This is a genomic window from Xanthomonas sp. NCPPB 2864 (genome assembly GCF_056675615.1).
This window is the reverse complement of the sequence record NZ_JBWWVS010000017.1, coordinates 20,150-46,750: the sequence shown is the minus strand read 5'-3', so window position 1 is coordinate 46,750 and position 26,601 is coordinate 20,150. Positions and strand designations below refer to the sequence as shown.

Sequence of the window (26,601 nt, the reverse complement as noted above, 5' to 3'; positions counted from 1 at the left end):
CGCGCGCGCAGAGCATGGCGCTGGAAGCCTGGGACATCTACGAGCGTCTGGGCAGCCCGGAGGGCGAGCTGGCGTTCGCGCAACTGGTGCTGTATCTGGCCAGCACCGCCAAGTCCAATGCCGGCTATGCCGCCTTCAACCAGGCCAAGGCCGAGGTGCGCGCCACCGGCACGCAGGAGGTGCCGCTGCATCTGCGCAACGCGCCGACCAAGCTGATGAAGACGTTGGGCTACGGGCAGGACTATCAGTACGACCACGACGCCGAAGGCGGGATCGCGCTGGACCAGACCGGCTTTCCGGATGCGATGGGCGAGCGGGTCTATTACAACCCGGTGCCGCGCGGGCTGGAGATCAAGCTCAAGGAAAAGCTCGACCGCCTGCGCGCCGCGCGCGAACAGGCGCGGGCTGACAAGGGCGGCAAGCCCACGGCATAATCGGCCGCACAGGAGATGGCATTCCTCCTTGAACCGCATGCACCCTGCGCGCTGATGATGCCTGCCCACCCCCGCCGGGGCGGCAGGTCTGTGCCCCGGCATCCTTTCTCGCTCAGAAAACCGGATGATGCCGACATGCACGACACCTTGTTGAAACCCCCTTTGGCCGCCTGCGGAGTGCGCGCATGAACGCACCGGTGTGGTGGCAGCAATTGCTGTTGGCGATGACCGGCGGTGCGCTGGGCTCCGGCCTGCGCTTTGCCATCGGTGCGTCGTTGCTGCAGCGCTTCGGTAACGGATTTCCGTGGGGCACGCTGACGGTGAATCTGCTCGGCTCGTTCGTCGCCGGCGTGCTGCTGGTCTGGCTGGATGCGCGCGGGCCGGCAAGCTGGCCGTTGCGGGCCTTGTTGATCGTCGGCGTGATCGGCGGGCTGACCACGTTCTCGTCGTTGATGATGGAATGCCTGGTATTCGCACGCACGGATCGGTCCGCGATGATCGGCGTGTATCTGGCCATCACGCTGGTGGCCGGGCTGGCGCTGGTGTTCGCCGGTGCGCGTGCCGGTCAGTGGCTGGTGGCGCGTTAGGCGCAGCTTTGCCGTGTAATCGCGGCAGTGAAGCCAAGGCCGGGATGCGGCGACGTTGCGAGCGTAGATACACACCGACGATTGAATGGCTGGCATGGGTTGGCGCCGCCGGGCGACGGTCAACGTGCGATCAGGAGCCATGCTCGGACGCGACGCCTGGCCGCGTGCCTGTCGGGCGCGCCGACGGATGCATGGTGTCGCTGGCATTCGCTGACGACCGTTTGCACTGGCGCATAAAAAAGGCGTGCTCGCGCACGCCCTGATTGACTGACAGCCTGGTCGGCGTTGCGGGATCGGCCCGGCGGCCGATCCCGCAGTGCATGACTTACAGCGCTTCGATGATGCCTGCCGCGCCCATGCCGGTGCCGATGCACATGGTGACCATGCCGTATTTCTGCTGACGACGGCGCAGACCGTGCACCAGGGTGGCGGCACGGATCGCACCGGTGGCGCCCAGCGGGTGGCCCAGGGCGATGGCGCCGCCGAGCGGGTTGACCTTGGACGGATCCAGCTCGCTGTCGCGGATCACCGCCAACGCCTGTGCGGCGAAGGCTTCGTTGAGCTCGATCCAGTCGATCTGGTCCTTGGTCAGGCCGGCCTGCTTGAGCGCCTTGGGAATCGCCGCGATCGGGCCGATCCCCATCACCTCCGGACGCACGCCGGCCACCGAGAAGCTGACAAAGCGCGCCAGCGGGGTCAGCCCGTAATCCTTGATCGCCTGCTCGGAGGCCAGCAGCACCGCACCGGCGCCGTCGCTCATCTGCGAGGAGTTGCCGGCGGTGACGCTGCCGCCGAACTGGCCGTTGCGGAACACCGGACGCAGCTTGGCCAGGCCTTCGAGCGAGCTGTCGGGGCGCGGGCCTTCATCGGTGTCGATCAGCCGCTTGCGCAGCGCGATGACATTGCCGGCCAGGTCGGGCTGGTGCGAGAGGATCTCGTACGGAGTGATCTCGTCGCGGAATTCGCCGGCGGCAATGGCGGCAATCGCCTTCTGGTGCGAAGCGAGCGCGAATGCATCCTGATCCTCGCGCGAGACCTTCCATTCCTCGGCCACTTTCTCGGCGGTGATGCCCATGCCGTAGGCGATCGCGACGTGGTCGTCGGCAAAGACGTTCGGCGACATGGCGACCTTGTTGCCCATCATCGGCACCATCGACATCGACTCGGTACCGCCGGCCAGCATCAGGTCGGCATTGCCCAGACGGATCTGGTCGGCGGCCATCGCCACGGCCTGGATGCCGGACGAACAGAACCGATTGATGGTCTGGCCGGCCACGCTGTTGGGCAGGCCGGCGAGCAGCACGCCGATGCGCGCCACGTTCATGCCTTGCTCGCCCTCGGGCATCGCGCAGCCGATGATGGCATCGTCGATCCGCGACAGATCGATGCCCGGCGCCTGCGCCACCACCGCACGCAGCACGTGCGCCAGCATGTCGTCGGGACGGGTATTGCGGAACACGCCCTTGGGCGCCTTGCCGACCGGCGTACGGGTGGCGGCGACGATGTAGGCTTCTTGAATCTGCTTGCTCATGGCTATCTCCGATAGCCGGGATTGGGGAGTCGGGATTGGGGATTCGCAACTGCGGATCCTGATTCCTGAATGGTCCTGCCCGGCGGATGAATTTGGTGGAAGCGAGAATGTTGGAGGGCAGGGGAGCCGCTGTTACGAATCCCCAAACCCGAATCCCGAATCTCAGTTCCTCAACGGCTTACCCGTCTTGAGCATGTGCCCAATCCGCGCCTGGGTCTTTTCCTGCTGGGCCAGTTCGACGAAGTGCTTGCGCTCCAGCTTGAGCAGCCATTCTTCGTCGACCAGTGCGCCGCGATCGACTTCACCGCCACACATCACCGTGGCGATGCGGGTGGCGATTTCATAGTCGTAGTCGCTGATGAAGCGGCCTTCCAGCATGTTGACCAGCAGCATCTTGAAGGTGGCGATGCCGACGTCGCCGGCGACCTGGATGCGGCGTGCCGGCAGCGGGGCGCGGTAGCCGCCTTCAGCCAATGCGCGCGCTTCGGCCTTGGCGATGTGCAGCGCCTCGAAGCTGTTGAACACCACCTTGTCGGTGGCGCGCAGCAGGCCCAGCTCCTTGGCATTGACCGCCGAATTGGAGACCTTGGCCATCGCGATGGTTTCGAAGGTCTTCTTCAGCTCGGCGAACACATCGCCGCCCGGACCTGCGGCCTGCGAGGCGCGCACGGCGATTTCCTTCAGGCCACCGCCGGCCGGCAGCAGGCCGACGCCAGCTTCGACCAGGCCGATATAGCTTTCCAGCGAGGCCACGGTCTTGGCGCTGTGCATCTGGAACTCGCAGCCGCCGCCCAGCGCCAGCCCGCGCACGGCCGAAATCACCGGCACCTGCGCGTACTTGATGCGCTGGCTGGTGGCCTGGAAGTTGGCGACCAGCGCTTCGAATGCATCGACCTTGCCGGCCTGCAGCAGACCCAGCGCGCCGGCCAGATCGGCGCCGGCGGAGAAGGGCTCCTTCTGCTGCCAGATCACCAGCCCGGCGAAGTCCCTCTCGGCGCGGCCAACGACCTCCTGCAGGCCATTGAGCACGTGATCGGAGACGGTGTTCATCTTGGTCTTGAAGCTGACCACGGCGATGTCGTCGCCGTCATGCCACATGCGCACGCCGTCGTTTTCGAACACCGTCTCGCCCGGCGAGAACTGCTCGCCCAGCAGCGGATCGGGGAAGCGCTGGCGCTTGTACACCGGCAGTGCCGAGCGCGGCAGCTTGGCGTCGCGCGCCGGGCTGTACGAGCCTTCGGACGCATGCACGCCGTCGCGGCCGTCGAACACCCAGTTCGGCAGCGGCGCGCTGCTCATGCTCTTGCCGTTGGAGATGTCTTCGGCAATCCACTGCGCTACCTGCTTCCAGCCGGCGGCCTGCCAGGTCTCGAACGGGCCGAGCGACCAGCCGTAGCCCCAGCGGATCGCCAGATCCACGTCGCGCGCGGTCTCGGCGATATCGGCCAGGTGATAGGCGCTGTAGTGGAACAGGTCGCGGAAGGTAGCCCACAGGAACTGCGCCTGCGGGTGCTGGCTCTCGCGCAGTTTGGCGAACTTCTCGGCCGGGTTCTTGATCTTGAGGATCTCGACCACTTCCGGCGCCGCGCTGCGATCGGCGGTTCTGTAATCCTGCTTCTCCAGGTCCAGCACCACGATGTCCTTGCCGACCTTGCGGAAGATGCCGGCACCGACCTTCTGGCCGAGCGCGCCCTTGCCGATCAGCGCCTCCAGCCACTTGGGCGACTTGAAGTACTGGTGCCACGGATCGTCGGGCAGGGTGTCGCCCATGGTCTTGATCACGTGCGCCATGGTGTCCAGGCCGACCACGTCCGAGGTGCGGTAGGTCGCCGACTTCGGGCGCCCGACCAGCGGGCCGGTCAGCGCATCGACTTCATCGAAGCCCAGCCCGAACTCGGCGGTGTGGTGGATGGTGGACAGGATCGAGAACACGCCGATGCGGTTGCCGATGAAGTTCGGGGTGTCCTTCGCATACACCACGCCCTTGCCCAGCGTGGTGACCAGGAAGCTTTCCAGTCCTTCCAGCACGGCCTTGTCGGTGCCCTTGGCGGGAATCAGTTCGGCCAGGTGCATGTAGCGCGGCGGATTGAAGAAATGCACGCCGCAGAAGCGGTGGCGCAACTGCTCGGGCAGCACGTCGGAGAGCTTGTTGATGCCCAGGCCCGAGGTATTGGAGGCCAGCACGGCGTGATCGGCCACGAACGGGGCGATCTTCTTGTACAGGTCCTGCTTCCAGTCCATGCGCTCGGCAATCGCTTCGATGATCAGGTCGCAATCGCGCAGCTGCTCCAGACCGCTTTCATAGTTGGCCGGCGTGATCGCCTCGGCCAGGGCCTTGCTGGCGAGCGGGGCAGGGCTGAGCTTGCCGAGGTTGGCGATGGCCTTGAGCACGATGCCGTCGGCAGGACCTTCCTTGGCAGGCAGGTCGAACAGCACGGTGTCGACACCGGCATTGGTGAGGTGCGCGGCGATCTGCGCGCCCATGACGCCGGCACCGAGCACGGCAGCACGACGGACTAGCAACGGATTGGACATAGCGATGAGCCTTTGGTGTGAGCGACTACGGTGTGGAATGGGTACGGAAACCGGGTTCCGCAAAACGAATCAATTCGCGCGCGGCGCGCGCGCGGTGGTCGGCCTCGCTGACCCCGGCCGGGCGCTTGATCAGTCCGAAATCGGCCATCGCATAGGTGAGCGCACCGGCCAGGAAATCCAGGCGCCAGTACAGCTCTTCCTTGCTCAGGCCCGGCACGCAGGCAGCGATGGCCTTGCCGAACTCGCGCAGCACATGCCCGTAGTGGTCGGACAGGAACTTGCGCAGGTTGTCGTTCTTTTCAGCATAGGCGCGCGCAATCACCCGCACGAACGCGCCGCCGCTCTGGCGGTCCTGCGCCATTGCCAGCGCCGGCTCGACGAAGGCCGCCAGCACCGCAGTGAGCTCGCCCGGCTGTGACTTCCTGGCCGCCTCCAGTTGCTGCAGGCGCGCGGCGGTCATCTCGTCCATGCGGCGACGGAACACTTCGTTGACCAGGTTTTCCTTGGACCCGAAGTGGTAATTGACCGCCGCGATATTGACGTCGGCCTGGGTGGTCAGCTGGCGCAGAGAGGTTCCCGCGAAGCCATGCTGGGCGAACAGCTCCTCGGCCGCGCCGAGGATGCGGTCCTTGGTGGAGAAGTGGGCGGGCTTGGGCATGCGCGGGGCGGAACTCAATCAAACGATTGTTTGAGTCTACGGGCTGGACGCTGTGGCGGTCATGCGGCAACGCAGCACGATTCAGGGGGCGGTGTGCAAATGCAGCGACGAAGGGATAGAATTGACCATCGCAAAGAAGCCTAAGCCCGCGTTTTGACGCGGGTTTTTTTCATGATAACCTCGGGCCTTCAGTGGCCCGCCCAACGGAGATCCTCCCATGGCGCTGGAGCGCACCCTGTCCATCATCAAGCCCGACGCCGTTGCCAAGAACGTCATCGGCGAAATCTACAGCCGTTTCGAGAAGGCCGGCCTGAAGATCGTGGCGTCCAAGTACAAGCAGCTGTCGCGTCGCGAAGCCGAAGGCTTCTATGCCGTGCACCGCGAGCGTCCGTTCTTCAACGCGCTGGTCGAGTTCATGATCTCCGGCCCGGTGATGATCCAGGCGCTGGAAGGCGAGAACGCCGTTGCCGCACACCGTGACCTGCTGGGCGCGACCAATCCCAAGGACGCTGCGCCGGGCACCATCCGCGCCGACTTCGCCGACTCGATCGATGCCAATGCCGCCCACGGCTCGGATTCGGTCGAGAACGCTGCCAACGAAGTCGCGTATTTCTTTGCCGCCACCGAAGTGGTCTCGCGCTGAGGCCGAGAGAGTCGAATCGTGAATGAGGTCGTGATCCCCTCCGTGCTGCAGGACGTTCCCGTCCGTACCCCGGAACTGCGCAAGCAGAACCTGCTCGACCTCGACCGCGAGGGACTGGAGCGCTTCTTCGCCGACACGCTCGGCGAAGCGCGCTACCGTGCCCATCAGGTGATGAAGTGGATCCACCATCGCTACGTCACCGATTTCGACCAGATGACGGACCTCGGCAAGGCGCTGCGTGCGAAGTTGCACCAGCACGCCGAGGTCCTCGTCCCGAATGTCGTGTTCGACAAGCCGTCCACCGACGGGACCCACAAGTGGCTGCTGGCCATGGGCACCGACGGCAAGAACGCGATCGAAACCGTCTACATCCCCGACAAGGGCCGCGGCACGCTGTGTGTGTCGTCCCAGGTCGGCTGCGGTCTGAACTGCACCTTCTGTTCGACTGCCACCCAGGGCTTCAACCGTAACCTCACCACCGCCGAGATCGTCGGGCAGGTGTGGGTGGCGGCGCGCCATCTGGGCAACGTGCCGCACCAGCAGCGCCGCCTCACCAATGTGGTGATGATGGGCATGGGCGAGCCGCTGATGAATTTCGACAACGTCGTGCGCGCGATGAGCGTGATGCGCGACGACCTGGGCTACGGCCTGGCCAGCAAGCGGGTGACGCTGTCGACCTCGGGCCTGGTGCCGATGATCGACCGGCTCTCGACCGAAAGCGATGTCTCGCTGGCGGTCTCGCTGCATGCGGCCAACGACACGCTGCGAGAAAGCCTGGTGCCGTTGAACAAGAAATACCCGATCGCCGAGCTGATGGAATCCTGCGCGCGCTATCTGCGCGGCAACAAGAAGCGCGATTCGGTCACCTTCGAATACACCTTGATGAAAGGCATCAACGACCAGCCCGAGCATGCGCGCCAGCTGGCCAGGTTGATGCGTCAGTTCGACAATGCGGTGCAGTCCAAGGACGCCGGCAAGGTCAACCTGATTCCGTTCAATCCATTCCCGGGCACGCGTTACGAGCGTTCCGGCGAAGCCGAAATCCGTGCCTTCCAGAAGATCCTGCTCGACGCACAAGTGCTGACGATGGTCCGGCGGACCCGTGGCGACGATATCGACGCCGCCTGCGGGCAGCTCAAGGGGCAGGTTATGGACCGCACCCGTCGTCAGGCGGATTTCCTGCGCACCCTGGAAGGGCAGGCCGGTCGAGATGCGGCAGCGTGATCTAGCAGCCATGGCGGCTGTGGCGATCGCACTGTGCGCGGTCGGCTGCGGTGGTCGCAATGCCAAGGCCGGCTCGGTCCAGACGGTCGAGGAGGTCGCGCAGGTGCATTCGTTCCGCGACAGCACCGCGACAAAGAATCGTCTGGCGGTGCAGGAGAAGCTGGGCCTGGCCAATAACCGGCTGCAGACAGGCGACTACGTCGCTGCCGAAGAGCAGGTCCGTGCAGCCTTGAAGAAAGATCCCCAGTCGGTGGATGCCATTGGTCTGCTGGCGCTGATTCAAGGCGCCAAGGGCGATGTTGCCGGCTCCGGTGCGTCATACCGCCGGGCCGCGGAGCTTGCGCCGCAGCGCGGCGATGTCCTGAACAATTACGGCGCGTGGTTGTGCGCGAACGGCTCGCCGGCCGAATCGCTGATCTGGTTCGATCGCGCCCTGACCGACAGAAACTACGCATCGCCAGCCTCCGCGTTGGGCAATGCAGGTGGCTGCGCACTCAAGGCCGGGCAGCCGCAGCGGGCGGTCGGCGACTTGCGCAAGGCGCTGGAACTGGATCCGCGGAATCCATACGCACTCGAGTCGATGGCGCGCTCCGAGGTAACCAATCGCAATTATTTCGAAGCGCGTGCGTTTATTGAACGACGGCTTGCGGCTGCACCGGCAACCGCTTCCGTGTTACAACTCGCCATTCAGATTGAGCAAGGGCTAGGCGACAAGGTAGCTGCCAGCCGTTATCAACAGCGGTTGGTCAAGGAATTTCCTGACGCAGCGACCGCTAACCCCGGGGCCAATGCATTGTGATCAGTGATTCCAATCCGAACCCTTTCGAGCAGGAAAAGGGCTGCGGACAGCATTTGCGCGATGCGCGCGAAGCGGCAGGTCTGAGCGTGGACGAAGTCGCCGGCAAGCTGCGCATGCCGGCGCACGTGGTGCGCTCGCTGGAGCAGGAAGACTGGCAACGCCTGGGTGCGCCGGTCTTCGTGCGCGGTCAGTTGCGCAGCTATGCGCGCTTGCTGCATGTGGACCTGGAGCCGCTGCTGCAGCAGGCGGCGATTGCGCCGATCGAGCCGGTCAAGCTGGTCAGCCACACGCATACGCCGCGGGCGCGGCGCATCCTGGAAAGCACGGCGCGCAAGGCGATGTATGTGGTGATCACCGGTGTGTTCGCGGTTCCGGTGTGGTACGCGACCCGTTCGCATCTGGATGGCAAGGCGCCCAGCACGGTATCGCTGGACAGCATGCCGGAAGCGCCCGGGGCCGGCACCCCGGCCAACGCTGCCACGCAGCCGGCCAGCGCGCCGCGCGAGCAGCCGGCGCCGTACATCGCGTCGATGACGCCGGTGCCTCGGGCCACGCCCGAGGTCGAGACCCCTGCAGCCTCGGCCGCCAGTGGTGGCAGTTTGTCGTTGAGTTTCAGCGGCGACAGCTGGGTGCAGATTCTGGCACCGGATGGCAGCGCGGTCGAAAAGGCACTGGTGCGTGCCGGCGAGCGTCGCAGTTATTCGCCAGGGCAGGTGGGCCGCATCGTGCTGGGTAATGCGTCGGCGGTAGAGGTTCAGCAAGGCGGCAGTATCGTCGATGTGAAACCGTTCCAGCGCGCTAACGTGGCCCGTTTTGCGGTATCCTCCGATGGCTCCGTGGTACCTGCTTCCGAGTGAAGCGGACTGCGGTTTTTCATTTTTCCCTATTGATGTTCCGCGCCTCCGGGATGACGGAGCGAGAGTACGCATGGCGATCGACGATCTGCTGGACGAACACGAACAAGGCGAACGCGTTCGTTCCTGGTTGAGAAAGAATGGCGCAGGGCTGGTAGGCGGCATCGTGGTGGGCCTGGCCCTGATCCTGGGCTGGCAGTGGTGGCAGAAGCACACCGCCACCCAATCGGTGGAAGCCAATACCCGTTACGAAGCGGTGGTCAAGTCCATCCAGGGCAAGGACCTGGACAAGGCGGCCAAGGACATCGTGGCGCTCGATGACGGCAAGGGCGGTGTCTACGCCGAACTGGCTGCATTGCGTCTGGCCAAGGCCCAGGTGGATGCCGGCAAGCATGCCGAAGCGATCAAGACCCTGCGCGACGTGCCGGCCGAAGGCGAGCTCAAGCAGATCGTGCAGCAGCGCCTGGCGCGTGTGTTGACCGAAAGCGGCAAGCCGGACGAAGCGATCAAGCTGCTGGCCGATGCGCAGGACCACACCAGCCTGGAGATCCGCGCCGATGCGCTGGTCGTGCAGGGCAAGCCGGACGAAGCGCGTGCGCTCTACGCCAAGGCCCTGACCACGGTGGACGTGGCCTCGCCGCAGCGCCGTTTGCTGGAAACCAAGCTGATGGATGTGGGCGGCAAGGTGCCCGATCCGGCGGAGCCGATTTGATGAAGCAGGTTGATATGTACAAGCGCATTGCAATGATCGCCCTGATGGGGGTGTCGCTGGCTGGTTGCAGCACCGTCAAGGGCTGGTTTGCCGGGAAGGACGCTGCTGCCAAGAAGGCGCAGGAACCTGCCGAGCTGGTCAAGTTCGAGCCGTCGGTCAAGGTCGACAAGATCTGGTCCACCGGCGTGGGCAAGGGCGAAGGCCATATCGGCGTGCGCCAGCGTCCGGCGGTGGCCGATGGCAAGGTGTACGCCGCGGCGATTACCGGCGGCGTGCAGGCGCTGGACCTGCAGACCGGCAAGCGCGTGTGGGAATACAAGCCCAAGAAGGAAGAGCGTAACGATCGCAAGTTCAAGCAGCGCCTGTCCGGTGGCCCCGGCGTCGGCGAAGGCCTGGTGGTGATCGGCACCCTGTCTGGCGACGTGATTGCCTTGAACCAGGCTGATGGCACCGAAAAATGGCGTGCCAAGGTGCCGAACGAAGTCATCGCCGCACCGGCGATTGCACAGAACCTGGTGTTGGTGCGCAGCAACGATGGTCGCGTCAGCGCCTTCGACGCGGCCACCGGCGAGCGTCGCTGGTTCCATGCCGAAGAAGGCCCGACCCTGTCGGTGCGCGGCAATGCGCCGATCGTGACCGGCCCGGGCGTGCTGTTCGTCGGCAACGACAGCGGCACCTTGAGCGCCCTGGCGCTGCAGGACGGCCGCCCGTTGTGGGAACAGGCGATCGGCGTGCCGGAAGGCCGCACCGAGCTGGAGCGTATGGCCGATGTGGACGGCGCCCCGGTGCTCGATGGCACCACGCTGTATGCGACCAGCTTCAAGAACGAAACCCTCGCACTGGAAGGCCCGAGCGGCCGTCCGCTGTGGACGCGCGATCACGGCGGCGCCGGTGGCGTTGGCGTGTCGTCGGCAGTGGTGGTGGTCTCCGACAACGCCGGCTCGGTGTGGGGCCTGGACAAGAGCAGCGGGGCGGCGATGTGGTCGCAGGCCGCGCTGGCGCGTCGCTCCCTGACCGGTGTGGCCATCCAGGGCGATTACGCCGTGGTCGGCGATTACAAGGGCTATCTGCACTGGCTGAAACTCAGCGACGGTGCACTGGCCGCGCGCGCTCGCGCTGGACGCGACACGCTGCTGGCGCAGCCGATCGTCGTGGACGGCATTCTGTTGGTACAAAACACCGATGGCGATATCACCGCCTTCCGGTTGGCACAATAAGGACTTCGCGATGCTGCCCCTGGTCGCCCTGGTCGGACGGCCCAATGTCGGCAAGTCCACCATCTTCAATGCGCTGACGCGCACCCGTGACGCGCTGGTCCACGACCAGCCCGGCGTCACCCGCGACCGTAACTACGGGGTCTGTCGTCTCGACGAGGAACGCCCGTTCATCGTCGTCGATACCGGCGGTATTGCCGGTGACGAGGAAGGCCTAGCCGGCGCCACCGCGCGGCAGGCCCGCGCCGCTGCCGGCGAGGCCGATCTGGTGCTGTTCGTGGTCGACGGCCGCGAAGGCGCCTCCTCGCTGGACGACGAGATCCTGGCCTGGCTGCGCAAGCTGGCGCGGCCGACCGTGCTGGTCATCAACAAGATCGACGGCACCGATGAGGAAACCGTGCGCTCGGAATTCGCGCGCTACGGGTTCTCCGATGTGGTGGCGTTGTCTGCCGCACATCGGCAGGGCATCGACGAACTGCTTGAGGAAGTCGGCGCACGTCTGCCCGAGGAAGGTGCCGGCGAGCTGCTGGATACCGACCCGGCGCGTGTGCGCATCGCCTTCGTCGGCCGCCCGAACGTGGGCAAGTCGACGCTGGTCAATCGCCTGCTCGGCGAAGAACGCATGATTGCCTCGGAAGTGCCGGGTACCACGCGCGATTCGATCGCCGTGGACATGGACCGTGACGGGCGCCAGTACCGCTTGATCGATACGGCCGGCCTGCGTCGCCGCGGCAAGGTCGAGGAGGCGGTGGAGAAGTTCAGCGCGTTCAAGACGCTGCAGGCGATCGAGCAATGCCAGGTTGCGGTGCTGATGCTCGATGCCGGCGAAGGCGTCACCGACCAGGACGCGACCATTCTGGGCGCCATCCTGGACGCTGGCCGCGCCCTGGTGGTGGCGATCAACAAGTGGGACGGGCAGAGCGACTACCAGCGTGCGCAGGCCGAAGACCTGCTGGCGCGCAAGCTGGGCTTTGTCAGCTGGGCCGAGGCGGTGCGGATTTCCGCGCTGCACGGCTCGGGCATGCGCGAGCTGTTCCAGGCGATTCACCGTGCACATGCGTCGGCCACGCACGAATTCAGCACCAGCGAAGTCAACCAGGCGCTGGAAATCGCCTACGAGACCAATCCGCCGCCGAGCATCCGTGGCCACGTCTCCAAGCTGCGTTACGTGCATCCGGGTGGCGCAAATCCGCCCACCTTCATCGTGCACGGCACGCGCCTGAAGGTGCTGCCGGAGTCGTACAAGCGCTATCTGGAAAACTTCTTCCGCAAGCGCTTCAAGCTGGTTGGTACGCCGGTGCGTTTCATCTTCCGCGAAGGTGCCAATCCGTACGAGGGCAAGAAGAACACGCTCACCGAACGGCAGGTGGCGCGCAAAAGACGGTTGATGAAGCACGTCAAGGGCAAGTAAGCAGGGAACGGCCCGTGCCTGGCCAATGATCGTCAGATGGAGTGGCCGCAGCGCCTGCAACTGCCGTGGTCCAGTGCCGCGAGCTACGCCAGGAAGGTGCAGTGATTCCTTCTGGCATCTGCACTGGCAGTGCCTGGCGTTCTGAGTCGTCGTGGTGCACTGGTATCCTGCGTGCCATGACCGACTATCCCTCCCGCATTCCCTATGCACAGGCGCTGCAGATCCTGCAGGCCGTCGCTGCCAACAGCCGTCCGCCCGACGAGAACATCGCCACCTCGCGTGCCGACGGGCGGATCAGCGCTGCCGATCTGATCGCACCGATCGCGTTGCCGCCCTTTGCCAACAGCGCAATGGACGGCTTCGCGTTGCGGCATGCCGATGTCGCTGGCGGCGATGCGTCGTTGCAACTGGTCGGCGAACAGTTCGCTGGCGAGCGTTGGACCGGCACGCTGAGCGCCGGCCAATGCCTGCGCATCACCACCGGGGCGCCGCTGCCCGATGGTGCCGATACGGTGATCCCGAAAGAAGATGCGCAGGAACGCGATGGCGTGGTGCGTTTCAATAGCATGCCTGCGCCGGGTGCGGCGGTGCGTCTGGCCGGCAGTGACGTGCGCGCGGGCGATCTGGTGGTGCAGAGCGGCCAGGTGTTGACGCCTGCGCGGATCGGACTGGCGGCTGCGCTCGGCCTGTCGCGGCTCGCGGTGGCGCCGCGGCCGACCATTGCGGTGCTGGCCACCGGCGATGAGCTGGTGGAGCCGGGCATGCCATTGGGGCCGGGACAGATCTACAACAGCAACCGCGACATGCTGATGGCGCAGCTGCGGGCACTGGGCTACGCGCCGACCGCATGGCCGACCCTGCCGGACGATCCGCAACGCATCCGCACCATGCTGGAGGACGCGGCTGCGGCGTTTGATGTGGTGATCACCTGCGGCGGCGTCTCGGCTGGCGAAAAGGATTACCTGCCGCGCCTGATCCAGGAGCTGGGGCGGATCCATTTCTGGCGTGTGCGTATGCGGCCGGGTATGCCGGCGGTGCTGGGCCAGATCGGCCGCTGCCTGGTACTGGGTCTGCCGGGCAATCCGGTCTCGGTGCTGGCGACGCTGATCGCCTACGGCGTGCCGCTGCTGGATGGCCTGCAGGGACGTAGCGAGCCGCGCCCGCTATGGCATGCGGCCCTGGCCAGTCCGTGGGAAAAACGCCACGAGCGCCTGGAGTTCCTGCGCGGGCGGCTGGAGTGCGGCGAAGACGGGCGTCTGACGGCATTGCCGCATCGTGGTGATGCATCGCACCTGCTGCGTGGCGCGGCCGACAGCAATGCCTTGATCGTGTTGCCCGAGCAGGCACGGCGTTTCGAGGCGGGCGAGAGCGTGCGGGTGATTCCTTACGCGCTTTGAGCGTTTGGTACAGCACGCGCGACAAACAGCAGGGCCGCGCTCGCCGCCAGGCGGGCGCTATCGGATGCAGGCCGGTCCTTCGCGGCTTCGGCACTGAACGCCGACGGTGCGTGACGTGATGGCAGCCACGGAGGGCGCACGCAGTGGCAGACTGCCCCGTCCACGTCACGCGCAGGAACGTGGCGGCCTGATGCGAAGCGACAACCAGCGCCGATCGGTCGCGCTCAGCCGACGGCGCTGCCGCAGAAGGCGGCGTAATCGGCATATCCGGTGAATGCGGCACCGGGAGCACACACCGGGCAATGCGGGTCGGGCGGCAGCCGGATTTCGCGAAAGCGCATTGCCAATGCATCGAAGCTGAGCAGGCGCCCGGTGAGGGTCTCGCCGATGCCCAGCAGCAACTTGATCGCCTCGGTGGCCTGCAGCAATCCGATCACTCCGGGCAGCACGCCCAGCACGCCGGCCTCGGCACAGCTGGGGGCGAATTCGGGCGGCGGCGGCTCGGGAAACAGGCAGCGATAGCACGGTGCATGGCCGCGCTTGCGGCCGGCATCGAACACGCTCAATTGCCCTTCGAACTGCTGTACCGCGCCGTAGACCAGCGGTTTGCCGAGTTTGACGCAGGCATCGTTGAGCAGATAGCGCGCAGGAAAATTGTCGGCGCCGTCGACCACGACATCCACGTCCTTCAGCAGGGCTTCGACATTGTCGGCAGTCACGCGTGCCTGCAGCGCCTCGACCTGCACGCGTGGATTGAGCGCAGCAATGCGCTGCGCGGCCGAGCTGACCTTGGCGACGCCGACGCTGTCTTCCACATGCAGGATTTGGCGCTGCAGATTGCTGCGGTCCACCACATCGTCATCGGCGATCCGCAGGTGGCCGACGCCGGCGGCAGCCAGATAGAACGCCGCCGGCGAGCCGAGCCCACCTGCACCGACCAGCAACACGCGCGACTGCGCCAGGCGCTGCTGGCCTTCCAGACCGACCTGCGGCAGGCGCAGATGGCGCGAGTAGCGCTCGAGAAAATCCTGCTCGTCCGGCGGCAGGGTAGGGCGCACCAAGGGAAGGCCGGCGCCGGTCCATGCGGCGGTGCCACCGAGCACCGAAGACACCTGCGTATAGCCGTGCGCGCGCAAGATCTCCGCCGTGTGTGCCGAGCGCTTGCCGCTCTGGCAGATCAGCACGATCTCGCGCGTCTGCTCCGACAGATGCTGTGCGGGTGCGGTTTCCAGATCGTGTTGCGCAATCGCCAACGCGCCTTCGGCCTGGCCGCCGGCACGCTCGTGCAACTGCCGGATGTCGATCAGCAAGGCGCCTTGCAGGGCGCGCAGGCGGGCGTCTGCAGGGGAGATATCGTGGCTGCTCATGGCTCCATTGTCGCGCAAACGCAGGCCGTGCGATGCACAGGACTGCCATGTTGGCATCAGGCTCACCAGCACGGCGGTAGCGTGGGCACACAAGGAGACCCTCAATGACCCCCGATATCGACGCGCAATTGAAACAACTTGCCGATGCACTGCCTGATATTCGTCGCCAGCATCCGGACGATTTCTGGGATGTATTCCACGCACGTGCAGAGAAGATCACCGCTGCCGCAGAGTCGCAGGAGCAGGCGGCGCAAATCGTCAAGCGCATCGACGACATCCTGTCGGCGCATCAGTTGGGCCCTGCGGATCCAGGCGCCTGACCCGGCGGGCCTTGCTACGTGCAGTCTTGCAAGTGCGCATTCGCAGTCCTGAATGCTGGATATTCCAAGGCAGCCGGACGGCTCGAGCCATGTTCCGTGGGAACGGGAGCCGGTTGCTCAGTGTGCCAGCACCGTCCTAAGTCGCCCAACACGGATGCCATGCCACCTTCACTCCATGTGAAGCGCACTGCGGTGCAGCACGGTTTCCTCTCCAGCTTTCGACGCCGGTACGACGATTAGGTCACGCAACCAGGTCCAGCATGCAGGCACACCTTCTGGCTGGAGATCCATATGAAAGTACGTCACCCGATGTTTGCGGCGCTGACCCTGTGTCTAGGCATCACCGCCGCTGCGCATGCGCAGAATGCAACGCAGGCCGGCATGCCCGCCAGTGCCCAGCAACAGGCGGGCACTAATTCCCCGAGCGCGAAGGAGCGTGAGGCGCTAGGCACCCTGAGCGCCATCAACACCAGTGAAATCGGTGCGGCCAATCTCGCGCTGCAGAAGCAGGTGCAAGGTGGCGTGCGCGACTATGCGATGCAGATGGTCAAGGAGCATACCGACAACAATCAGAAGCTAGCCAAGTGGTCGCCGGACCTGTCTGCTGCCGCTGCCAAGGCGCAGATGAGCAAGGGCAAGACCGAACTGGCGATGTTGCAGAAGCTCGATACCAAGGCCTTCGAGGCTGCGTACGTCACGGCAATGGTCAAGGACCACACCGATGCGCTGGCGGCGCTGGACAAGCAACTGATTCCTGCGGCCAAGACGGCACAGGTGCTGGCGCATCTGCAGACCACGCGCAGCCATGTCGCCGAGCATCTGGCGGCTGCCAAGACGCTGCAGGCCAGCAGCAAGGGTGCTGGGCGCTGAGGCATGTCTGGCTTACCGGCAACACCGGGTGCCGCTGTTGAAGACCCCATGAAGCGGATGCGTCGCCTGATCATCCGGGCCGAGCCGCACCAGATCCTGGATGCGTGGTGCGATGCCAATGTGCAGCGACGCATCCTGCGTGGAGTGGCGGAGCTGGTCGCTGGCGATGGGCATGCATCACGCTGGGCGCTGCAGGCCACCTGGTGTCGGCGCGGCGTTGTCGGGCTGCAGCGTGGTGAGGCGCGCCTGGGTGAATCGGTGCGTTACCAGGTTGATGGCGGTCGCGGCCTGCAGCTGGGCGTGTTGCTGCATGTGCAGACTGCGCCTGGATGCGAGGGCAGTTGTGTCACGTTGAGCCTGCAGGGTGCAGATGAGCGAGAGCGCGCTGGGCCATCGGTCGAGCGCATGCAGCGTGTCGGGCATCTGTGGATGGGCAAGGCGTTACGGCGCCTGCGTGACGGTATGGACGTGTGAGATCGCGTCCGCTCGTCCGCACCTTGTCGATGGACTTCGAATGCCTGGCCCCCCGATTGCAGTTGCTACGGGCGGCCAGGTCTTGAGGGTTCAGTCGGATGGGGTGCTCGCGTCGACCACCCCGGGGAGCGGTTCGGCATTGCCGAAGTGTGGCCGCAAGGCATCCACTCCGTGCTGCGGCCTGGCCAGCGGGGTCAGGTCCTGGCGATTGGCGCGACGTTGCGCGGTAGAGAACGTGGCCAGCTTGTCGCGCTGATCGATCAGCGGTTGCTGCACCTCGCCATCGCGATTGAACGACCAGGCCAGCATCGGCTCGCCCAGCGGCAATGCATCGCCCGCGGCGGTGCCGTTGCGCGAGTGCCAGGTGTGCCAGGTCTTGCCATAGCTGTTGAGCTTGCTGCGCATCAGTTCTTTCTCCGCAACCAGCGGCAGGTTGGGCGCGGATAGCTGGCCTGACAGGATTTCGCCATTGTGCGGATGCCAGAAGCTGCGCTCGTGCTCCGGCAACTGTGCGAACAGTTGTTCGGAAATGATGTACTCGATACCGGTGAGGTTGGCCTGATCGGTATTGCCGTCGTAGAGCGCGCATTGCGCCAGGTCTTCATTGACCTGATGGCAGTAGTGATGCGCTTCCATCTGTACATCTGGTGCGTCTTTCATCGGATGGAAGCCCACCAGGTAGATGTCGAGCTTGCCGACCGGCCCGGTCGGTTGCAGAACCCTGGCACCGGCTTCCAGCACATTGGTCTTGGCGCTTTCAGGCGCGCCCGGTGGGGTAACCGAAGGCGGGCTGCGCGAGCAGCCGGCGCACAGCAGGGCAATCCAGAGCGCGGACTGTCGCATGCGATCTCCAACAATCAGTAGTGGGGCCAGCCTACGGAGGCTGATGGTTTGCGAGGCGTGAGCGCGTGCGCAGATATCCAACGGAGCTTCACCTCGCTTGAGCATCTGCTTAATGCCACGGCGGCGATGCTGCGCAGCTACGCATGCCTGGTCGCTCACCCATGTCCGCCACCACCCGCAAGATCGCGACATTCAACGTCAATGGCATCACTAGCCGGCTGCCGCATCTGCTGGAATGGTTGCAGCGCGAGCAACCGGACATCGTCGGCCTGCAGGAATTGAAAGCCACGCAGGACGCCTTTCCGGAACAGGCGATCCGCGATGCCGGCTATGGCGTCATCTGGCAAGGCGAGAAGTCGTGGAACGGTGTGGCATTGCTGGCGCACGGCGCCGATCCGGTCGAAATCCGTCGTGGGCTGCCGTGGGACCGCGGCGATACGCAGAGCCGTTATCTGGAAGCTGCAATTCACGGGGTGGTGGTGGCCTGCCTGTATCTGCCCAACGGCAATCCGCAGCCCGGGCCGAAGTTCGACTACAAGCTGGCGTGGTTTCAACGCCTGATCCGGCATGCCAGGACGCTGGTGGACCTGCCGCACCCGGTAGCACTGATCGGCGATTTCAACGTGGTGCCGACCGATGCCGACATCTACGACCCCAAGGGCTGGCGCAAGGATGCGTTGCTGCAGCCGGAGAGTCGCCAGGCGTACCAGACCCTGCTCGAGCAGGGCTGGACCGACAGCCTGCTTGCAGTGCATGGCGAAACGCCGATCTACACCTTCTGGGACTATTTTCGCCAGCATTTTGCGCGCGATCGTGGCTTGCGCATCGACCACCTGCTGCTCAACCGCACCCTGGCGCCCGGGCTGCAGGACGCCGGCGTGGACAAGTGGGTACGTGCACTGGAAAAGGCCAGCGATCATGCGCCGACCTGGATCAGCGTGCGTGTGCCCGCAGCGGTAGCCGAGCCAGCAGCGCAGGCCAAGGCTGTGCCCAGGCCACGAAAGCGGGCCGTGGCAAAGGCAAGCCCGGCACGCAAGTCCACGACGAAGAAAACGCCCAAGACTGCGGCGAAAAAGGCCGCAATGCGGTATGCCACCCGCAAGTCAATCGCACCCACCAAACCGCGCAAGCTGGCGAATAAAAGCGCTGAGTGACGCGGCAGGGCTAGCCGATACTGCCCGCGTGACGCTCCATCCGACGCTGCTTGACCCGGTGCAGCACATGCCCGGTGAGGGCGGTCAGCAGGATCAACACATTGCTGACGATAAACACGGCATTGCCGACCAGGTAGCTGTAGAGGATGAACAGCACCGAGGCGCTGATCTGGCCGATGAACAGCCAGCGCGAAACGCCCTGTGCCGTATCCGAGCGCCATTGCTTGTAGATCTGGCGGATCAAGGTGGCAATCAGGACTGCACTGGCGAGCCAGCCCACAAGGTCAACGAGTTGCATGCGGCATGAATACCGTGGGGGAACTGGGTGTCACTTTGCGATCTGCCGTGTAGGCGCGGCGTTCTAGCGGCTTCAAGCGACGTGCGCCCTGGTCGAGATGAGGGAATGCGTGCAGCAGGGTGCGGTGATGCCGCGATCGCTGCGCCTGTACCGGCCACGTCGGGGGCCGGTATCCTAGCCAGGTCATCCACCGGTCGACCGTGCCTTGCTCATGATCAGCTACGCCGACGCACTTGCGATTGTCCATCGGCAGATCGCCGTGCTTGCCGGCGAGTGGGTGGACAGTGCCGATGCCGAGGGGCGTGTGCTTGCGCAGGTGTTGTCGAGCCCGGCGGAGTTGCCGGCGTTCGACAACAGCGCGATGGATGGATTTGCGTTGGTCACCGCCGGCCGTGGCGCGATCGCCGGCAGCGAACATGTGATCGGTGGCAGCGTTGCCGCAGGCGAAGATGTAGGTGGCATCACGGCTGGCAGCGCGTGGGAAATCATGACCGGCGCCGGTTTGCCCGCGGGCGCCGATGCCGTGGTGCCGATCGAACAGGTGGACGTGCTGGCGCACGATGGCGCGCGGCCGGGCCGCATCCGGCTGCGCGCCGATATCCGCGCCGGTCAGCATATTCGTCGACGTGGGGAAGATGTGGCCTTGCACGACCGCGTGATCGAGGCCGGCACCGTCTTGCGCGCCGCACACCTGATGCTGCTGGCCGGGCTGGGCTGTGCGCGGGTGCAGGTGGTGCGGCGTCCGCGTGTGGCCTTGATTGCGACCGGCCGCGAGTTGATCGGCGATCCGGCGCAGCCGTTGCGGCCTGGCCAGATTCGCGATGGCACCAGCAGCTATCTGCTCAGCCAGCTGCGGGCAGCCGGTGCCGAACTGGTCTGGCATGGACAGGTGGGCGATGACGATGCCGGTTTCGATCTGGCGCTTGCGCAGGCGCGCGATGCGGGCGCCGAGGTGATTCTGAGCACTGGTGCGGTGTCGCGCGGTCGCTACGATTTCGTGCCCGATGCCTTGGCACGGCATGGCGCGGCGGTGCTGTTCCACAAGGTTGCGGTGCGGCCGGGCAAGCCGGTGCTGCTGGCGCGCTTCGCAGACGGTGCGCTGTATGTCGGTTTGCCGGGCAATCCGATGGCCAGCGCTGCCGGGCTGCGCTTTTTCGTGGAGCCGGCGCTGCGCGGTTTGCTTGGCATGCCGGCCGAGCGCGGCGTGCAGGTTGCGCTGGAAACCCCGATGCAGGCACGACCGCTGTGGCGGCAACACCTGCGCGCACGGTTGACCTGCAGCGCTGCCGGAGTGCTCTGCGTGCAGATCCTGCCCCAGCAGGAGTCGTTCCGCGTGGCGCCGTTGTTGCAGGCCAATGCGTGGGCGGTACTGGAGCCGCAGGACGAAGGCGCCGCGCCCGGTACGACAGCGCAGGTGTTCGGGCTGGGCCATCTGCAGCCGGCTGCACCGGCGATCGCGCCATGAGCCAGCACCTGCACGTCATGCGATGCCGTGCCGGCGAGCAGGCGGCATGAACGCGAGGCCTGCATGGACGGGCGTGGTGCTGGCCGGCGGTCGTTCCTCACGGATGGGGCAGGACAAGGCGCTGCTGCAGTGGCGCGAACGTCCATTGCTGGAGCACATGCAGGCGTTGCTGCGCGACGCCGGCGCGCACAATGTGGTGATCAGTGGCGATCGCCCGGACTACGCCGGGATTGCCGACGCGCAGCCGGACCTGGGGCCGCTTGGTGGCCTGGCCAGCGTGATCGATCAGCTAGCCGATGCAACGACACTGGTGGTGGTGCCGGTCGACATGCCGCTGCTGTCCCGGTCATTGCTGAATCGGCTGCTGGCGCCACCGCATCGGCGCTGCGTTACCTTTGAAGACCAGATGCTGCCGATGCGGCTATACGTAGATGACGTTGTGCGTGAGGCGCTCACTGCGCAGATGGCAGGAACTGGTTCGTCACGCTCGCTGCGCGCCCTGCAGGCTGCGCTGCAATGCCATCGCATCGCTGTCACCGCCAGCGAACGCGCCGCGTTCGTCAATTGCAATACGCCCGAGCAGTGGAGTCAGCTCATTCATGAAAATCCAGATTGAAGCTCAGCAGCTGCGCTTCCGCATCGACGAAGCCGAACTGGCCGACTTGCTTGCCGGGCGCACAATCGAGAATCTGAGCCGCTTGCCGAGCGGGCAGGGCGCGCGACTGCTGCGCCACAGCGTCAGCCTGAGCGATGGTGACGCGGCCTGCAATTGCACTGCCGAGCATTGGCAGTTGTCGGTGCCGCGCGATGCGCTGGAACAGCATGCACGGCAATTGCCCAGCCGCGAGGGGTTGCGCTTCAGCTTCGATGCCGGTGCTGGCCATGCCGAACCGACGGCGTTGCAGGTGACCTTCGATATCGATGTGCGCGACAGTGCGCGCAAGCGCTTTCCGAAAGCCTGACGTGCCGTAGACGCATACGCGCAGCGCTCATGCGTTGATTTCAAGACCCGCAGCAATGCCTGGCACCCGATCGCAGGCCAGGCCACGCGCCTTTAGCGCCGCTTCGATGGCCGCAGCATCGGCATCGCTGTAGCCGGCGCCACTGCGCAACGCGACCACATGCAGGCCTTCTGCGGCCAGTTGCAGCACCAGATGCTGTTGTGCGTCGGCCTGCCGCGGCAAGGCGCGGCGTGCGGCATCGCGTCTTGCCAGTTCCAGTACCGCGTCGGGGATGTCGTCGCCGATCAGCAGGACGTCGGCCAGATTCATCGCACGCAGCGCCTTGATGGTGAGCAGGCCGGGATCGCCCGGCCCGGTGCCGACCAGTTGCACGCTGCCGCGCGCCGGCACCGCGCCGGCATCGTCCAGTGCCGCGATAAAGGCGCCTTCGGCTGCGTCGTCGTTGCCGGCCTGCAGCAGCAGCGGCACGTCGCCGTCGATGACGCGATCGAACCAGCGCCGGCGGCGGTTCATGTCGGGGAACTGGCTGCGGATGCGCTCGCGGTGACGCGCGAACATGCCGGCGAAGCGGCCGACCGAGACATCCAGTTCGCGTTCCAGCCGTTCGCGCAGGCGGCGCGCCAGCATCGGTGCGGCACCGGCGGAGGAAATGGCGATGACCAGCGGGTCGCGATCCACGATGGCGGGCACCTGATAGGTCGACAACTCGGCATCGTCCACCACATTGACCAGGCGCTGACGCGCGCCTGCAGCAGCGGCGACACGTTGATTCAACTCGCCATCGTCGGTGGCGGCGACCACCAGCCACACGTCGTCGATCCAGGCGGGATCGAACTCGCCGTCCAGTTGTTCGAAACGGCCAGCCTGCATCAGTTCCGCCAGTTCGGGCGAGAGCGCATGCGCATACAGGCGGATCTGCGCACCCGCCTTGAGCAGCGCCAGCACCTTGCGCGTGGCGACCTCGCCACCACCGATGACCAGCACGGCGCGTGCTTGCAGGTTTGCGAACAGCGGGAACAACGGCATCAGACGTACTCCGAAAGGATGGCTCGCACCGACGGCATGTTGCATGGCACCATCAGGCCACGTCCACGCCTCGCTGCCGCCAATGCGTGTCTTGCTGGTCAACGATACCGAAAAGCCGATCGGCGAACTGCGTCAGGCACTGACGCGCGCCGGTTATACGGTGCTCGACGATGTGGCCTCGGTCGGTGCATTGCTGCACGCGGTACAGAGCCAGCAGCCGGATGTGGTGGTGATTGATGTCGACTCGCCCTCGCGCGATACCCTGGAGCAACTGTCGATGCTGCATGCACATGCGCCGCGGCCGGTGGTGATGTTTTCCGGCGATGGCGACGATGCGTTGATCCATGCGGCGGTCGGTGCCGGCGTCACCGCCTATGTGGTCGATGGCCTGGCGCCGGCACGGCTGGCGCCGATCGTGCAGGTGGCGCTTGCGCGGTTTGCGCAGGAGAGCAGCATGCGCAAGCGCCTGGACGATGTGCAGCAGGCGCTGCAGGACCGCAAGCTGATTGATCGCGCCAAGGGCCTGCTGATGGAAAAACGCGGCCTGAGCGAGGCCGATGCCTACGCGGCGCTGCGCCAGCAGGCGATGAAGCAGGGCGTCAAACTGGCCGAAGTGGCGCGACGCATCGTGGCCATGGCCGAGTTGCTGGGATGAACACATGAGCCAAGCCGACCTCCCCGTATTGCGCGTGGCCTACATGCCGCTGATCGATTGCGCGCCCCTGGTCGCGGCGCAGCGGCTGGGCCTGGATCGCGTCCATGGGCTGCAGTTGGACTTGCAGCGGCAGGCCTCCTGGGCCGGCGTGCGCGACCGTCTGCTGGCCGGCGAGGTCGATGCGGCACATGCGCTGGCCAGCCTGGTGTATGCGATCGACCTGGGCATTGCCGGGCCGCAATGCCCGATGGCGCTGTTGATGACGCTCAATCACAACGGCCAGGCGATCACGCTGGCGCCTGCGCTTGCGCAGGCCCTGGAGGAGGGGCAGAGCTTGCCGCAGGCGCTGGCCAGCCTGGGCCGCCGCGCCGTGTTTGCGCAGACCTTCCCGACCGGCACGCATGCGCTGTGGCTCTACTACTGGCTGGCCGCGCGCGGCGTGGATCCGATGCGCGACGTGGAGGTGCTCAGCATCCCGCCACCGCAGATGCCGGACGCCCTGGCCAGTGGCCTGGTCGACGGCTATTGCTCCGGCGAGCCATGGGCTGCGGTTGCACAGGCGCAGGGCAGCGGTCGCCGCGTGATCCGCAGTGGCGAGCTGTGGGCTGGCCATCCGGAAAAGGTGTTGGCCTGCAGACGCGAATTTGCCGCGCTGCAACCCGAGTTGAGCGAACGCATGACCGCCTGCGTACTGGATGCCTGCCGCTGGCTGGATGCGGACCCGGCAAATCGGGCGCAGTGTGCGCAATGGCTGGCCGAGCCGCAGCATATCGGGGTATCGGCCGCGCATCTGGCCGCTTGCCTGGATGCCGATGTCGAAGCCGAGGCACATGCGAAGGATGTGACAGCGCTGGTCTTCCATGGCGATGGCGCGGTCAACATGCCGTGGCTGTCGGACGGTGAGTGGTTCCTGACCCAGTTCCAGCGCTGGGGTTGGCATGACATCCAGGAAGACGACATCGCGCGGCTGCGCGACATCCATCGACTGGACAACTATCGGCGCGCTGCCGCGCGCGTGGGCGTGGTTTCCCCCGAGGACGACCACCGCAGCAATCGGTTGTTCGATACGCCCTGAGCCCGGATGCCGAGCGCATCAGGCGGCAAGTCAGGCTGGGGTGGGTTGGATGAGACTGGATGCATTGGATCTTGCGGACAGAAGCCGAGGCGACGGCAACGGCGCGAGGCATGTGGTCTGCGGCTTGGTTGCAGGGTCCTTGCCCGCCCACCCTCGCAGGACACGCCGCAAGTACGTCCCTGTAGGCCCTTACGCGGCATCCATGCAGCGTAAGGTCCCGCGAGGGTGGGCGGGCAAGGACTTGTCGAGATGCTCGGTGTGCAGAGTTTTCAATAAAACAGCCTGCAAACTTCCTGGTGCGGTGTCCTCGCCGATTGCGGGACCGTGTGGCGGCATGGATGCTGCCACCGAGCCTGCACGGACGGATTCACGCCGTGTCCCGCGGGCGGCGAGGGCACCGCGCGCTCGACTGACACGGCTTTTGACCTGGATATTTGATCGGTATGCACGCGTCCTAGATGAGGCTTCCGAGCACAGCCGTGTATTAGCTCTGTTGGGCGCTGTTAGTCATGCCAAGCGACAGAGCCTGCGATACAGGGTGCACGCTGTTGGTGCAAGGCTGCACGAAAGACGGGACTGGTGAGCTGCGCTGGCGTGTCGGTAGGCTGTCGTGAAATCGGACGCAATGCATCCAAATCGCTATTTTTCAATGACTTGTATCGTCGTGATGCTCAGGTGAGCAAGTTGGCACGTTGATTGCGTAGTGACTCCGTGCAGGTGCAACGGCGTACCTGCCACAACACGAACACGATGCAGCGGATCAACGGCGATCCGCACGCATCCAGGACAACGGCGTCCTTCCGGTTTTACCGGAGGGGCGCCGTTTTTTTTTGGCCATCGCATTCGAAGAGGTCTCTATGCAGCGCTCGTTCTGGCGATCCGGGCACACGCCCACCTTGTTCGCATCCTTCCTGTATTTCGACCTGAGCTTCATGGTGTGGTATCTGCTCGGTCCGCTGCAGGTACCGATTGCGCAGTCGCTGGGGCTCGATACGCAGCAGCGTGCCTTGATGGTGGCGGTGCCGATCCTGTGCGGCGCGGTGCTGCGGCTGGTGCTGGGCATGCTGGCCGACCGTATCGGTGCCAAGCGCGCGGGCGTTGTCGCACAAGTTGCGGTGATCGCTTCGTTGTTTGGTGCCTGGCAGTTCGGCGTGCACAGCATGGGGCAGGTGTTGTTGCTGGGCGTGTTGCTCGGCATTGCCGGCGCTTCGTTCGCGGTTGCGCTGCCGCTGGCCTCGCGCTGGTACCCGCCCGAGCATCAGGGCACCGCGATGGGGATTGCCGGGGCGGGCAATTCCGGCACCGTGCTGGCGGCGTTGTTCGCACCGATGCTGGCGTTGGCGTTCGGTTACCAGAACGTGTTCGGACTGGCATGCATTCCGCTGCTGCTGACGCTGGTCGTATTCGTCCTGATTGCGAAAGAAGCGCCAGTACCGGTCGCGCGCAAGCGCTGGTCCGACTATGGCCGCGTGTTGGTGGCCAACCGCGACGCGTGGCGCTTCATGTTTTTCTATTCGGTGACCTTTGGCGGTTTTTCCGGGTTTGCCAGTGCATTGCCGGGCTACTTCCACGACCAGTTCGGCTTCGATACGCGCACTGCAGGGTGGGCGACGGCTGCCTGCGTATTGGCGGGTTCGGTGATGCGTCCGTTGGGCGGTGTGATTGCGGACCGCATTGGCGGCACGCGCGCCTTGCTCACTGTCTATCTGCTGGTGGCTGCGCTGGTGGGCATCGCAGGCTTCGGCGCAGGCGGGGCAATGGTGACGCTGGCCTTGTTCGTACTGACCCTGCTGTGCCTGGGTGCCGGCAATGGCGCGGTGTTTCAGCTGGTGCCGCAGCGGTTTGCGCAGGACATCGGCGTGATGACCGGCTTGATCGGCATGGCCGGCGGCATCGGCGGGTTTGCGCTGGCTGCGGGTCTGGGCGTGCTCAAGCAGCACACCGGCAGTTATGCGATGGGCATGTGGATGTTCGCTGCGTTCGCACTCGGTGGTTGGGCGCTGCTGGCCGGGGTCAAGACACAGTGGCGTAGCGAATGGTCCAGCGCCGGCGCGGCGCGGGTCTGACATGTCGACAGGAATCCAGGCAATGAA

The 26,601-nt window shown here is 65.4% G+C and carries 27 protein-coding genes and 1 riboswitch; of the genes, 20 read left to right on the top strand and 7 right to left on the bottom strand.

Going from position 1 to position 26,601, the window contains the following annotated elements; all coding sequences use genetic code 11:
- On the top strand, positions 1-434 hold a 434-nt coding region (locus tag AC1KVE_RS20510), incomplete at its 5' end, for an AAA family ATPase (RefSeq protein ID WP_481093108.1).
- A 2-nt stretch (positions 435-436) separates the two neighbouring features.
- A riboswitch (Fluoride riboswitch) is annotated at positions 437-505 on the top strand.
- Between the two features lie 114 nt (positions 506-619).
- A complete protein-coding gene (gene crcB / locus AC1KVE_RS20505; protein WP_065031396.1) occupies positions 620-1,021 on the top strand; it encodes a fluoride efflux transporter CrcB in 402 nt (133 codons plus the stop codon).
- A 325-nt stretch (positions 1,022-1,346) separates the two neighbouring features.
- On the opposite strand, the gene AC1KVE_RS20500 is transcribed toward crcB, so the two are convergent.
- From AC1KVE_RS20500 to AC1KVE_RS20490, 3 genes are all read right to left on the bottom strand, one after another.
- On the bottom strand, positions 1,347-2,552 hold the full coding sequence (locus AC1KVE_RS20500; RefSeq protein WP_102256773.1) for an acetyl-CoA C-acyltransferase: 1,206 nt from the start codon (positions 2,550-2,552) through the stop codon (positions 1,347-1,349).
- 162 nt (positions 2,553-2,714) lie between these two features.
- On the bottom strand, positions 2,715-5,087 hold the full coding sequence (locus tag AC1KVE_RS20495; RefSeq protein WP_481092847.1) for a 3-hydroxyacyl-CoA dehydrogenase/enoyl-CoA hydratase family protein: 2,373 nt from the start codon (positions 5,085-5,087) through the stop codon (positions 2,715-2,717).
- A 25-nt stretch (positions 5,088-5,112) separates the two neighbouring features.
- The gene (locus tag AC1KVE_RS20490; RefSeq protein WP_024940119.1) at positions 5,113-5,745 is read right to left on the bottom strand and encodes a TetR/AcrR family transcriptional regulator; all 633 of its coding nucleotides are present in this window, start codon (positions 5,743-5,745) and stop codon (positions 5,113-5,115) included.
- 217 nt (positions 5,746-5,962) lie between these two features.
- On the opposite strand from AC1KVE_RS20490, the gene ndk reads away from it, so the two are divergent.
- The 8 genes from ndk (at position 5,963) to AC1KVE_RS20450 (ending at position 13,999) form a co-directional block, all read left to right on the top strand.
- On the top strand, positions 5,963-6,388 hold the full coding sequence (gene ndk / locus AC1KVE_RS20485) for a nucleoside-diphosphate kinase (protein ID WP_024940120.1): 426 nt from the start codon (positions 5,963-5,965) through the stop codon (positions 6,386-6,388).
- An 18-nt stretch (positions 6,389-6,406) separates the two neighbouring features.
- The gene (gene rlmN / locus AC1KVE_RS20480) at positions 6,407-7,612 is read left to right on the top strand and encodes a dual-specificity RNA methyltransferase RlmN (RefSeq protein ID WP_065031393.1); all 1,206 of its coding nucleotides are present in this window, start codon (positions 6,407-6,409) and stop codon (positions 7,610-7,612) included.
- Positions 7,613-7,622: 10 nt separating this feature from the next.
- On the top strand, positions 7,623-8,411 hold the full coding sequence (gene pilW, locus AC1KVE_RS20475; protein ID WP_065031392.1) for a type IV pilus biogenesis/stability protein PilW: 789 nt from the start codon (positions 7,623-7,625) through the stop codon (positions 8,409-8,411).
- Positions 8,408-9,268, top strand: a complete 861-nt coding sequence (locus AC1KVE_RS20470; RefSeq protein WP_184455901.1) for a RodZ domain-containing protein — start codon at positions 8,408-8,410, stop codon at positions 9,266-9,268. Before pilW ends, AC1KVE_RS20470 begins: the two co-directional genes overlap by 4 nt.
- 70 nt (positions 9,269-9,338) lie before the next feature.
- Positions 9,339-9,977: a YfgM family protein gene (locus AC1KVE_RS20465; protein WP_054590942.1), complete on the top strand. Its 639-nt coding sequence runs from the start codon at positions 9,339-9,341 to the stop codon at positions 9,975-9,977.
- Positions 9,977-11,194 carry an outer membrane protein assembly factor BamB gene (bamB, locus tag AC1KVE_RS20460; RefSeq protein WP_046342719.1) on the top strand — a complete coding sequence of 406 codons (1,218 nt, stop codon included), beginning with the start codon at positions 9,977-9,979 and terminating at the stop codon, positions 11,192-11,194. The genes AC1KVE_RS20465 and bamB overlap by 1 nt, the downstream gene beginning before the upstream one ends.
- A gap of 10 nt (positions 11,195-11,204) precedes the next feature.
- Entirely contained in the window at positions 11,205-12,602 is a 1,398-nt protein-coding gene (gene der, locus AC1KVE_RS20455) for a ribosome biogenesis GTPase Der (protein ID WP_024940126.1), read from the top strand.
- Between the two features lie 176 nt (positions 12,603-12,778).
- Positions 12,779-13,999, top strand: coding sequence for a molybdopterin molybdotransferase MoeA (locus AC1KVE_RS20450; RefSeq protein WP_349783290.1), 1,221 nt, complete (start codon positions 12,779-12,781; stop codon positions 13,997-13,999).
- Between the two features lie 224 nt (positions 14,000-14,223).
- Here the strand turns inward: AC1KVE_RS20450 and moeB are convergent, their stop codons facing one another.
- Positions 14,224-15,366: a molybdopterin-synthase adenylyltransferase MoeB gene (moeB, locus tag AC1KVE_RS20445; RefSeq protein WP_349783291.1), complete on the bottom strand. Its 1,143-nt coding sequence runs from the start codon at positions 15,364-15,366 to the stop codon at positions 14,224-14,226.
- A 104-nt stretch (positions 15,367-15,470) separates the two neighbouring features.
- On the opposite strand from moeB, the gene AC1KVE_RS20440 reads away from it, so the two are divergent.
- The 3 genes from AC1KVE_RS20440 to AC1KVE_RS20430 all read left to right on the top strand — a co-directional run bounded on the left by AC1KVE_RS20440 (position 15,471) and on the right by AC1KVE_RS20430 (position 17,030).
- Positions 15,471-15,686 carry a hypothetical protein gene (locus tag AC1KVE_RS20440; protein ID WP_154831983.1) on the top strand — a complete coding sequence of 72 codons (216 nt, stop codon included), beginning with the start codon at positions 15,471-15,473 and terminating at the stop codon, positions 15,684-15,686.
- Positions 15,687-15,977: 291 nt separating this feature from the next.
- Positions 15,978-16,556: a DUF4142 domain-containing protein gene (locus AC1KVE_RS20435; RefSeq protein ID WP_481092848.1), complete on the top strand. Its 579-nt coding sequence runs from the start codon at positions 15,978-15,980 to the stop codon at positions 16,554-16,556.
- Positions 16,557-16,604: 48 nt separating this feature from the next.
- Complete coding sequence (locus AC1KVE_RS20430; protein WP_184455909.1) at positions 16,605-17,030, top strand: hypothetical protein; 426 nt, start codon at positions 16,605-16,607, stop codon at positions 17,028-17,030.
- Between the two features lie 90 nt (positions 17,031-17,120).
- On the opposite strand, the gene AC1KVE_RS20425 is transcribed toward AC1KVE_RS20430, so the two are convergent.
- A complete protein-coding gene (locus AC1KVE_RS20425; protein WP_046342728.1) occupies positions 17,121-17,873 on the bottom strand; it encodes an OBAP family protein in 753 nt (250 codons plus the stop codon).
- A 161-nt stretch (positions 17,874-18,034) separates the two neighbouring features.
- Between AC1KVE_RS20425 and xth the strand changes: the two genes are divergently transcribed.
- Entirely contained in the window at positions 18,035-19,027 is a 993-nt protein-coding gene (gene xth / locus AC1KVE_RS20420; RefSeq protein ID WP_481092849.1) for an exodeoxyribonuclease III, read from the top strand.
- A gap of 10 nt (positions 19,028-19,037) precedes the next feature.
- On the opposite strand, the gene AC1KVE_RS20415 is transcribed toward xth, so the two are convergent.
- A complete protein-coding gene (locus tag AC1KVE_RS20415) occupies positions 19,038-19,325 on the bottom strand; it encodes a PQ-loop domain-containing transporter (protein WP_053045453.1) in 288 nt (95 codons plus the stop codon).
- Positions 19,326-19,536: 211 nt separating this feature from the next.
- Between AC1KVE_RS20415 and AC1KVE_RS20410 the strand changes: the two genes are divergently transcribed.
- From AC1KVE_RS20410 to AC1KVE_RS20400, 3 genes are read left to right on the top strand one after another with little or no spacing between them, the layout of a single operon-like run.
- Positions 19,537-20,790, top strand: a complete 1,254-nt coding sequence (locus AC1KVE_RS20410; protein WP_184455913.1) for a molybdopterin molybdotransferase MoeA — start codon at positions 19,537-19,539, stop codon at positions 20,788-20,790.
- Positions 20,791-20,836: 46 nt separating this feature from the next.
- Positions 20,837-21,406: a molybdenum cofactor guanylyltransferase gene (locus AC1KVE_RS20405; RefSeq protein ID WP_102256761.1), complete on the top strand. Its 570-nt coding sequence runs from the start codon at positions 20,837-20,839 to the stop codon at positions 21,404-21,406.
- A complete protein-coding gene (locus tag AC1KVE_RS20400; RefSeq protein ID WP_184455915.1) occupies positions 21,390-21,752 on the top strand; it encodes a hypothetical protein in 363 nt (120 codons plus the stop codon). The genes AC1KVE_RS20405 and AC1KVE_RS20400 overlap by 17 nt, the downstream gene beginning before the upstream one ends.
- 27 nt (positions 21,753-21,779) lie before the next feature.
- On the opposite strand, the gene AC1KVE_RS20395 is transcribed toward AC1KVE_RS20400, so the two are convergent.
- Positions 21,780-22,778, bottom strand: a complete 999-nt coding sequence (locus AC1KVE_RS20395; RefSeq protein ID WP_184434510.1) for an NAD(P)-dependent oxidoreductase — start codon at positions 22,776-22,778, stop codon at positions 21,780-21,782.
- A gap of 82 nt (positions 22,779-22,860) precedes the next feature.
- On the opposite strand from AC1KVE_RS20395, the gene AC1KVE_RS20390 reads away from it, so the two are divergent.
- The 3 genes from AC1KVE_RS20390 to AC1KVE_RS20380 all read left to right on the top strand — a co-directional run bounded on the left by AC1KVE_RS20390 (position 22,861) and on the right by AC1KVE_RS20380 (position 26,574).
- Entirely contained in the window at positions 22,861-23,433 is a 573-nt protein-coding gene (locus tag AC1KVE_RS20390) for an ANTAR domain-containing response regulator (protein WP_024940396.1), read from the top strand.
- Positions 23,434-23,437: 4 nt separating this feature from the next.
- Positions 23,438-24,508, top strand: a complete 1,071-nt coding sequence (locus AC1KVE_RS20385) for a CmpA/NrtA family ABC transporter substrate-binding protein (protein ID WP_481092850.1) — start codon at positions 23,438-23,440, stop codon at positions 24,506-24,508.
- 896 nt (positions 24,509-25,404) lie between these two features.
- Positions 25,405-26,574, top strand: a complete 1,170-nt coding sequence (locus tag AC1KVE_RS20380) for a nitrate/nitrite transporter (protein WP_184456502.1) — start codon at positions 25,405-25,407, stop codon at positions 26,572-26,574.
- The last annotated feature ends 27 nt before the right edge of the window (positions 26,575-26,601 follow it).

Excerpts from the sequence above, each read along its gene's own strand:
- crcB (WP_065031396.1), top strand. The coding sequence starts at position 620 with ATGAACGCACCGGTGTGGTGGCAGCAATTGCTGTTGGCGATGACCGGC.
- AC1KVE_RS20500 (WP_102256773.1), bottom strand. The coding sequence starts at position 2,552 with ATGAGCAAGCAGATTCAAGAAGCCTACATCGTCGCCGCCACCCGTACG.
- AC1KVE_RS20495 (WP_481092847.1), bottom strand. The coding sequence starts at position 5,087 with ATGTCCAATCCGTTGCTAGTCCGTCGTGCTGCCGTGCTCGGTGCCGGC.
- AC1KVE_RS20490 (WP_024940119.1), bottom strand. The coding sequence starts at position 5,745 with ATGCCCAAGCCCGCCCACTTCTCCACCAAGGACCGCATCCTCGGCGCG.
- ndk (WP_024940120.1), top strand. The coding sequence starts at position 5,963 with ATGGCGCTGGAGCGCACCCTGTCCATCATCAAGCCCGACGCCGTTGCC.
- pilW (WP_065031392.1), top strand. The coding sequence starts at position 7,623 with ATGGCGGCTGTGGCGATCGCACTGTGCGCGGTCGGCTGCGGTGGTCGC.
- AC1KVE_RS20465 (WP_054590942.1), top strand. The coding sequence starts at position 9,339 with ATGGCGATCGACGATCTGCTGGACGAACACGAACAAGGCGAACGCGTT.
- bamB (WP_046342719.1), top strand. The coding sequence starts at position 9,977 with ATGAAGCAGGTTGATATGTACAAGCGCATTGCAATGATCGCCCTGATG.
- der (WP_024940126.1), top strand. The coding sequence starts at position 11,205 with ATGCTGCCCCTGGTCGCCCTGGTCGGACGGCCCAATGTCGGCAAGTCC.
- AC1KVE_RS20450 (WP_349783290.1), top strand. The coding sequence starts at position 12,779 with ATGACCGACTATCCCTCCCGCATTCCCTATGCACAGGCGCTGCAGATC.
- moeB (WP_349783291.1), bottom strand. The coding sequence starts at position 15,366 with ATGAGCAGCCACGATATCTCCCCTGCAGACGCCCGCCTGCGCGCCCTG.
- AC1KVE_RS20440 (WP_154831983.1), top strand. The coding sequence starts at position 15,471 with ATGACCCCCGATATCGACGCGCAATTGAAACAACTTGCCGATGCACTG.
- AC1KVE_RS20435 (WP_481092848.1), top strand. The coding sequence starts at position 15,978 with ATGAAAGTACGTCACCCGATGTTTGCGGCGCTGACCCTGTGTCTAGGC.
- AC1KVE_RS20430 (WP_184455909.1), top strand. The coding sequence starts at position 16,605 with ATGAAGCGGATGCGTCGCCTGATCATCCGGGCCGAGCCGCACCAGATC.
- AC1KVE_RS20425 (WP_046342728.1), bottom strand. The coding sequence starts at position 17,873 with ATGCGACAGTCCGCGCTCTGGATTGCCCTGCTGTGCGCCGGCTGCTCG.
- xth (WP_481092849.1), top strand. The coding sequence starts at position 18,035 with ATGTCCGCCACCACCCGCAAGATCGCGACATTCAACGTCAATGGCATC.
- AC1KVE_RS20415 (WP_053045453.1), bottom strand. The coding sequence starts at position 19,325 with ATGCAACTCGTTGACCTTGTGGGCTGGCTCGCCAGTGCAGTCCTGATT.
- AC1KVE_RS20410 (WP_184455913.1), top strand. The coding sequence starts at position 19,537 with ATGATCAGCTACGCCGACGCACTTGCGATTGTCCATCGGCAGATCGCC.
- AC1KVE_RS20405 (WP_102256761.1), top strand. The coding sequence starts at position 20,837 with ATGAACGCGAGGCCTGCATGGACGGGCGTGGTGCTGGCCGGCGGTCGT.
- AC1KVE_RS20400 (WP_184455915.1), top strand. The coding sequence starts at position 21,390 with ATGAAAATCCAGATTGAAGCTCAGCAGCTGCGCTTCCGCATCGACGAA.
- AC1KVE_RS20395 (WP_184434510.1), bottom strand. The coding sequence starts at position 22,778 with ATGCCGTTGTTCCCGCTGTTCGCAAACCTGCAAGCACGCGCCGTGCTG.
- AC1KVE_RS20390 (WP_024940396.1), top strand. The coding sequence starts at position 22,861 with ATGCGTGTCTTGCTGGTCAACGATACCGAAAAGCCGATCGGCGAACTG.
- AC1KVE_RS20385 (WP_481092850.1), top strand. The coding sequence starts at position 23,438 with ATGAGCCAAGCCGACCTCCCCGTATTGCGCGTGGCCTACATGCCGCTG.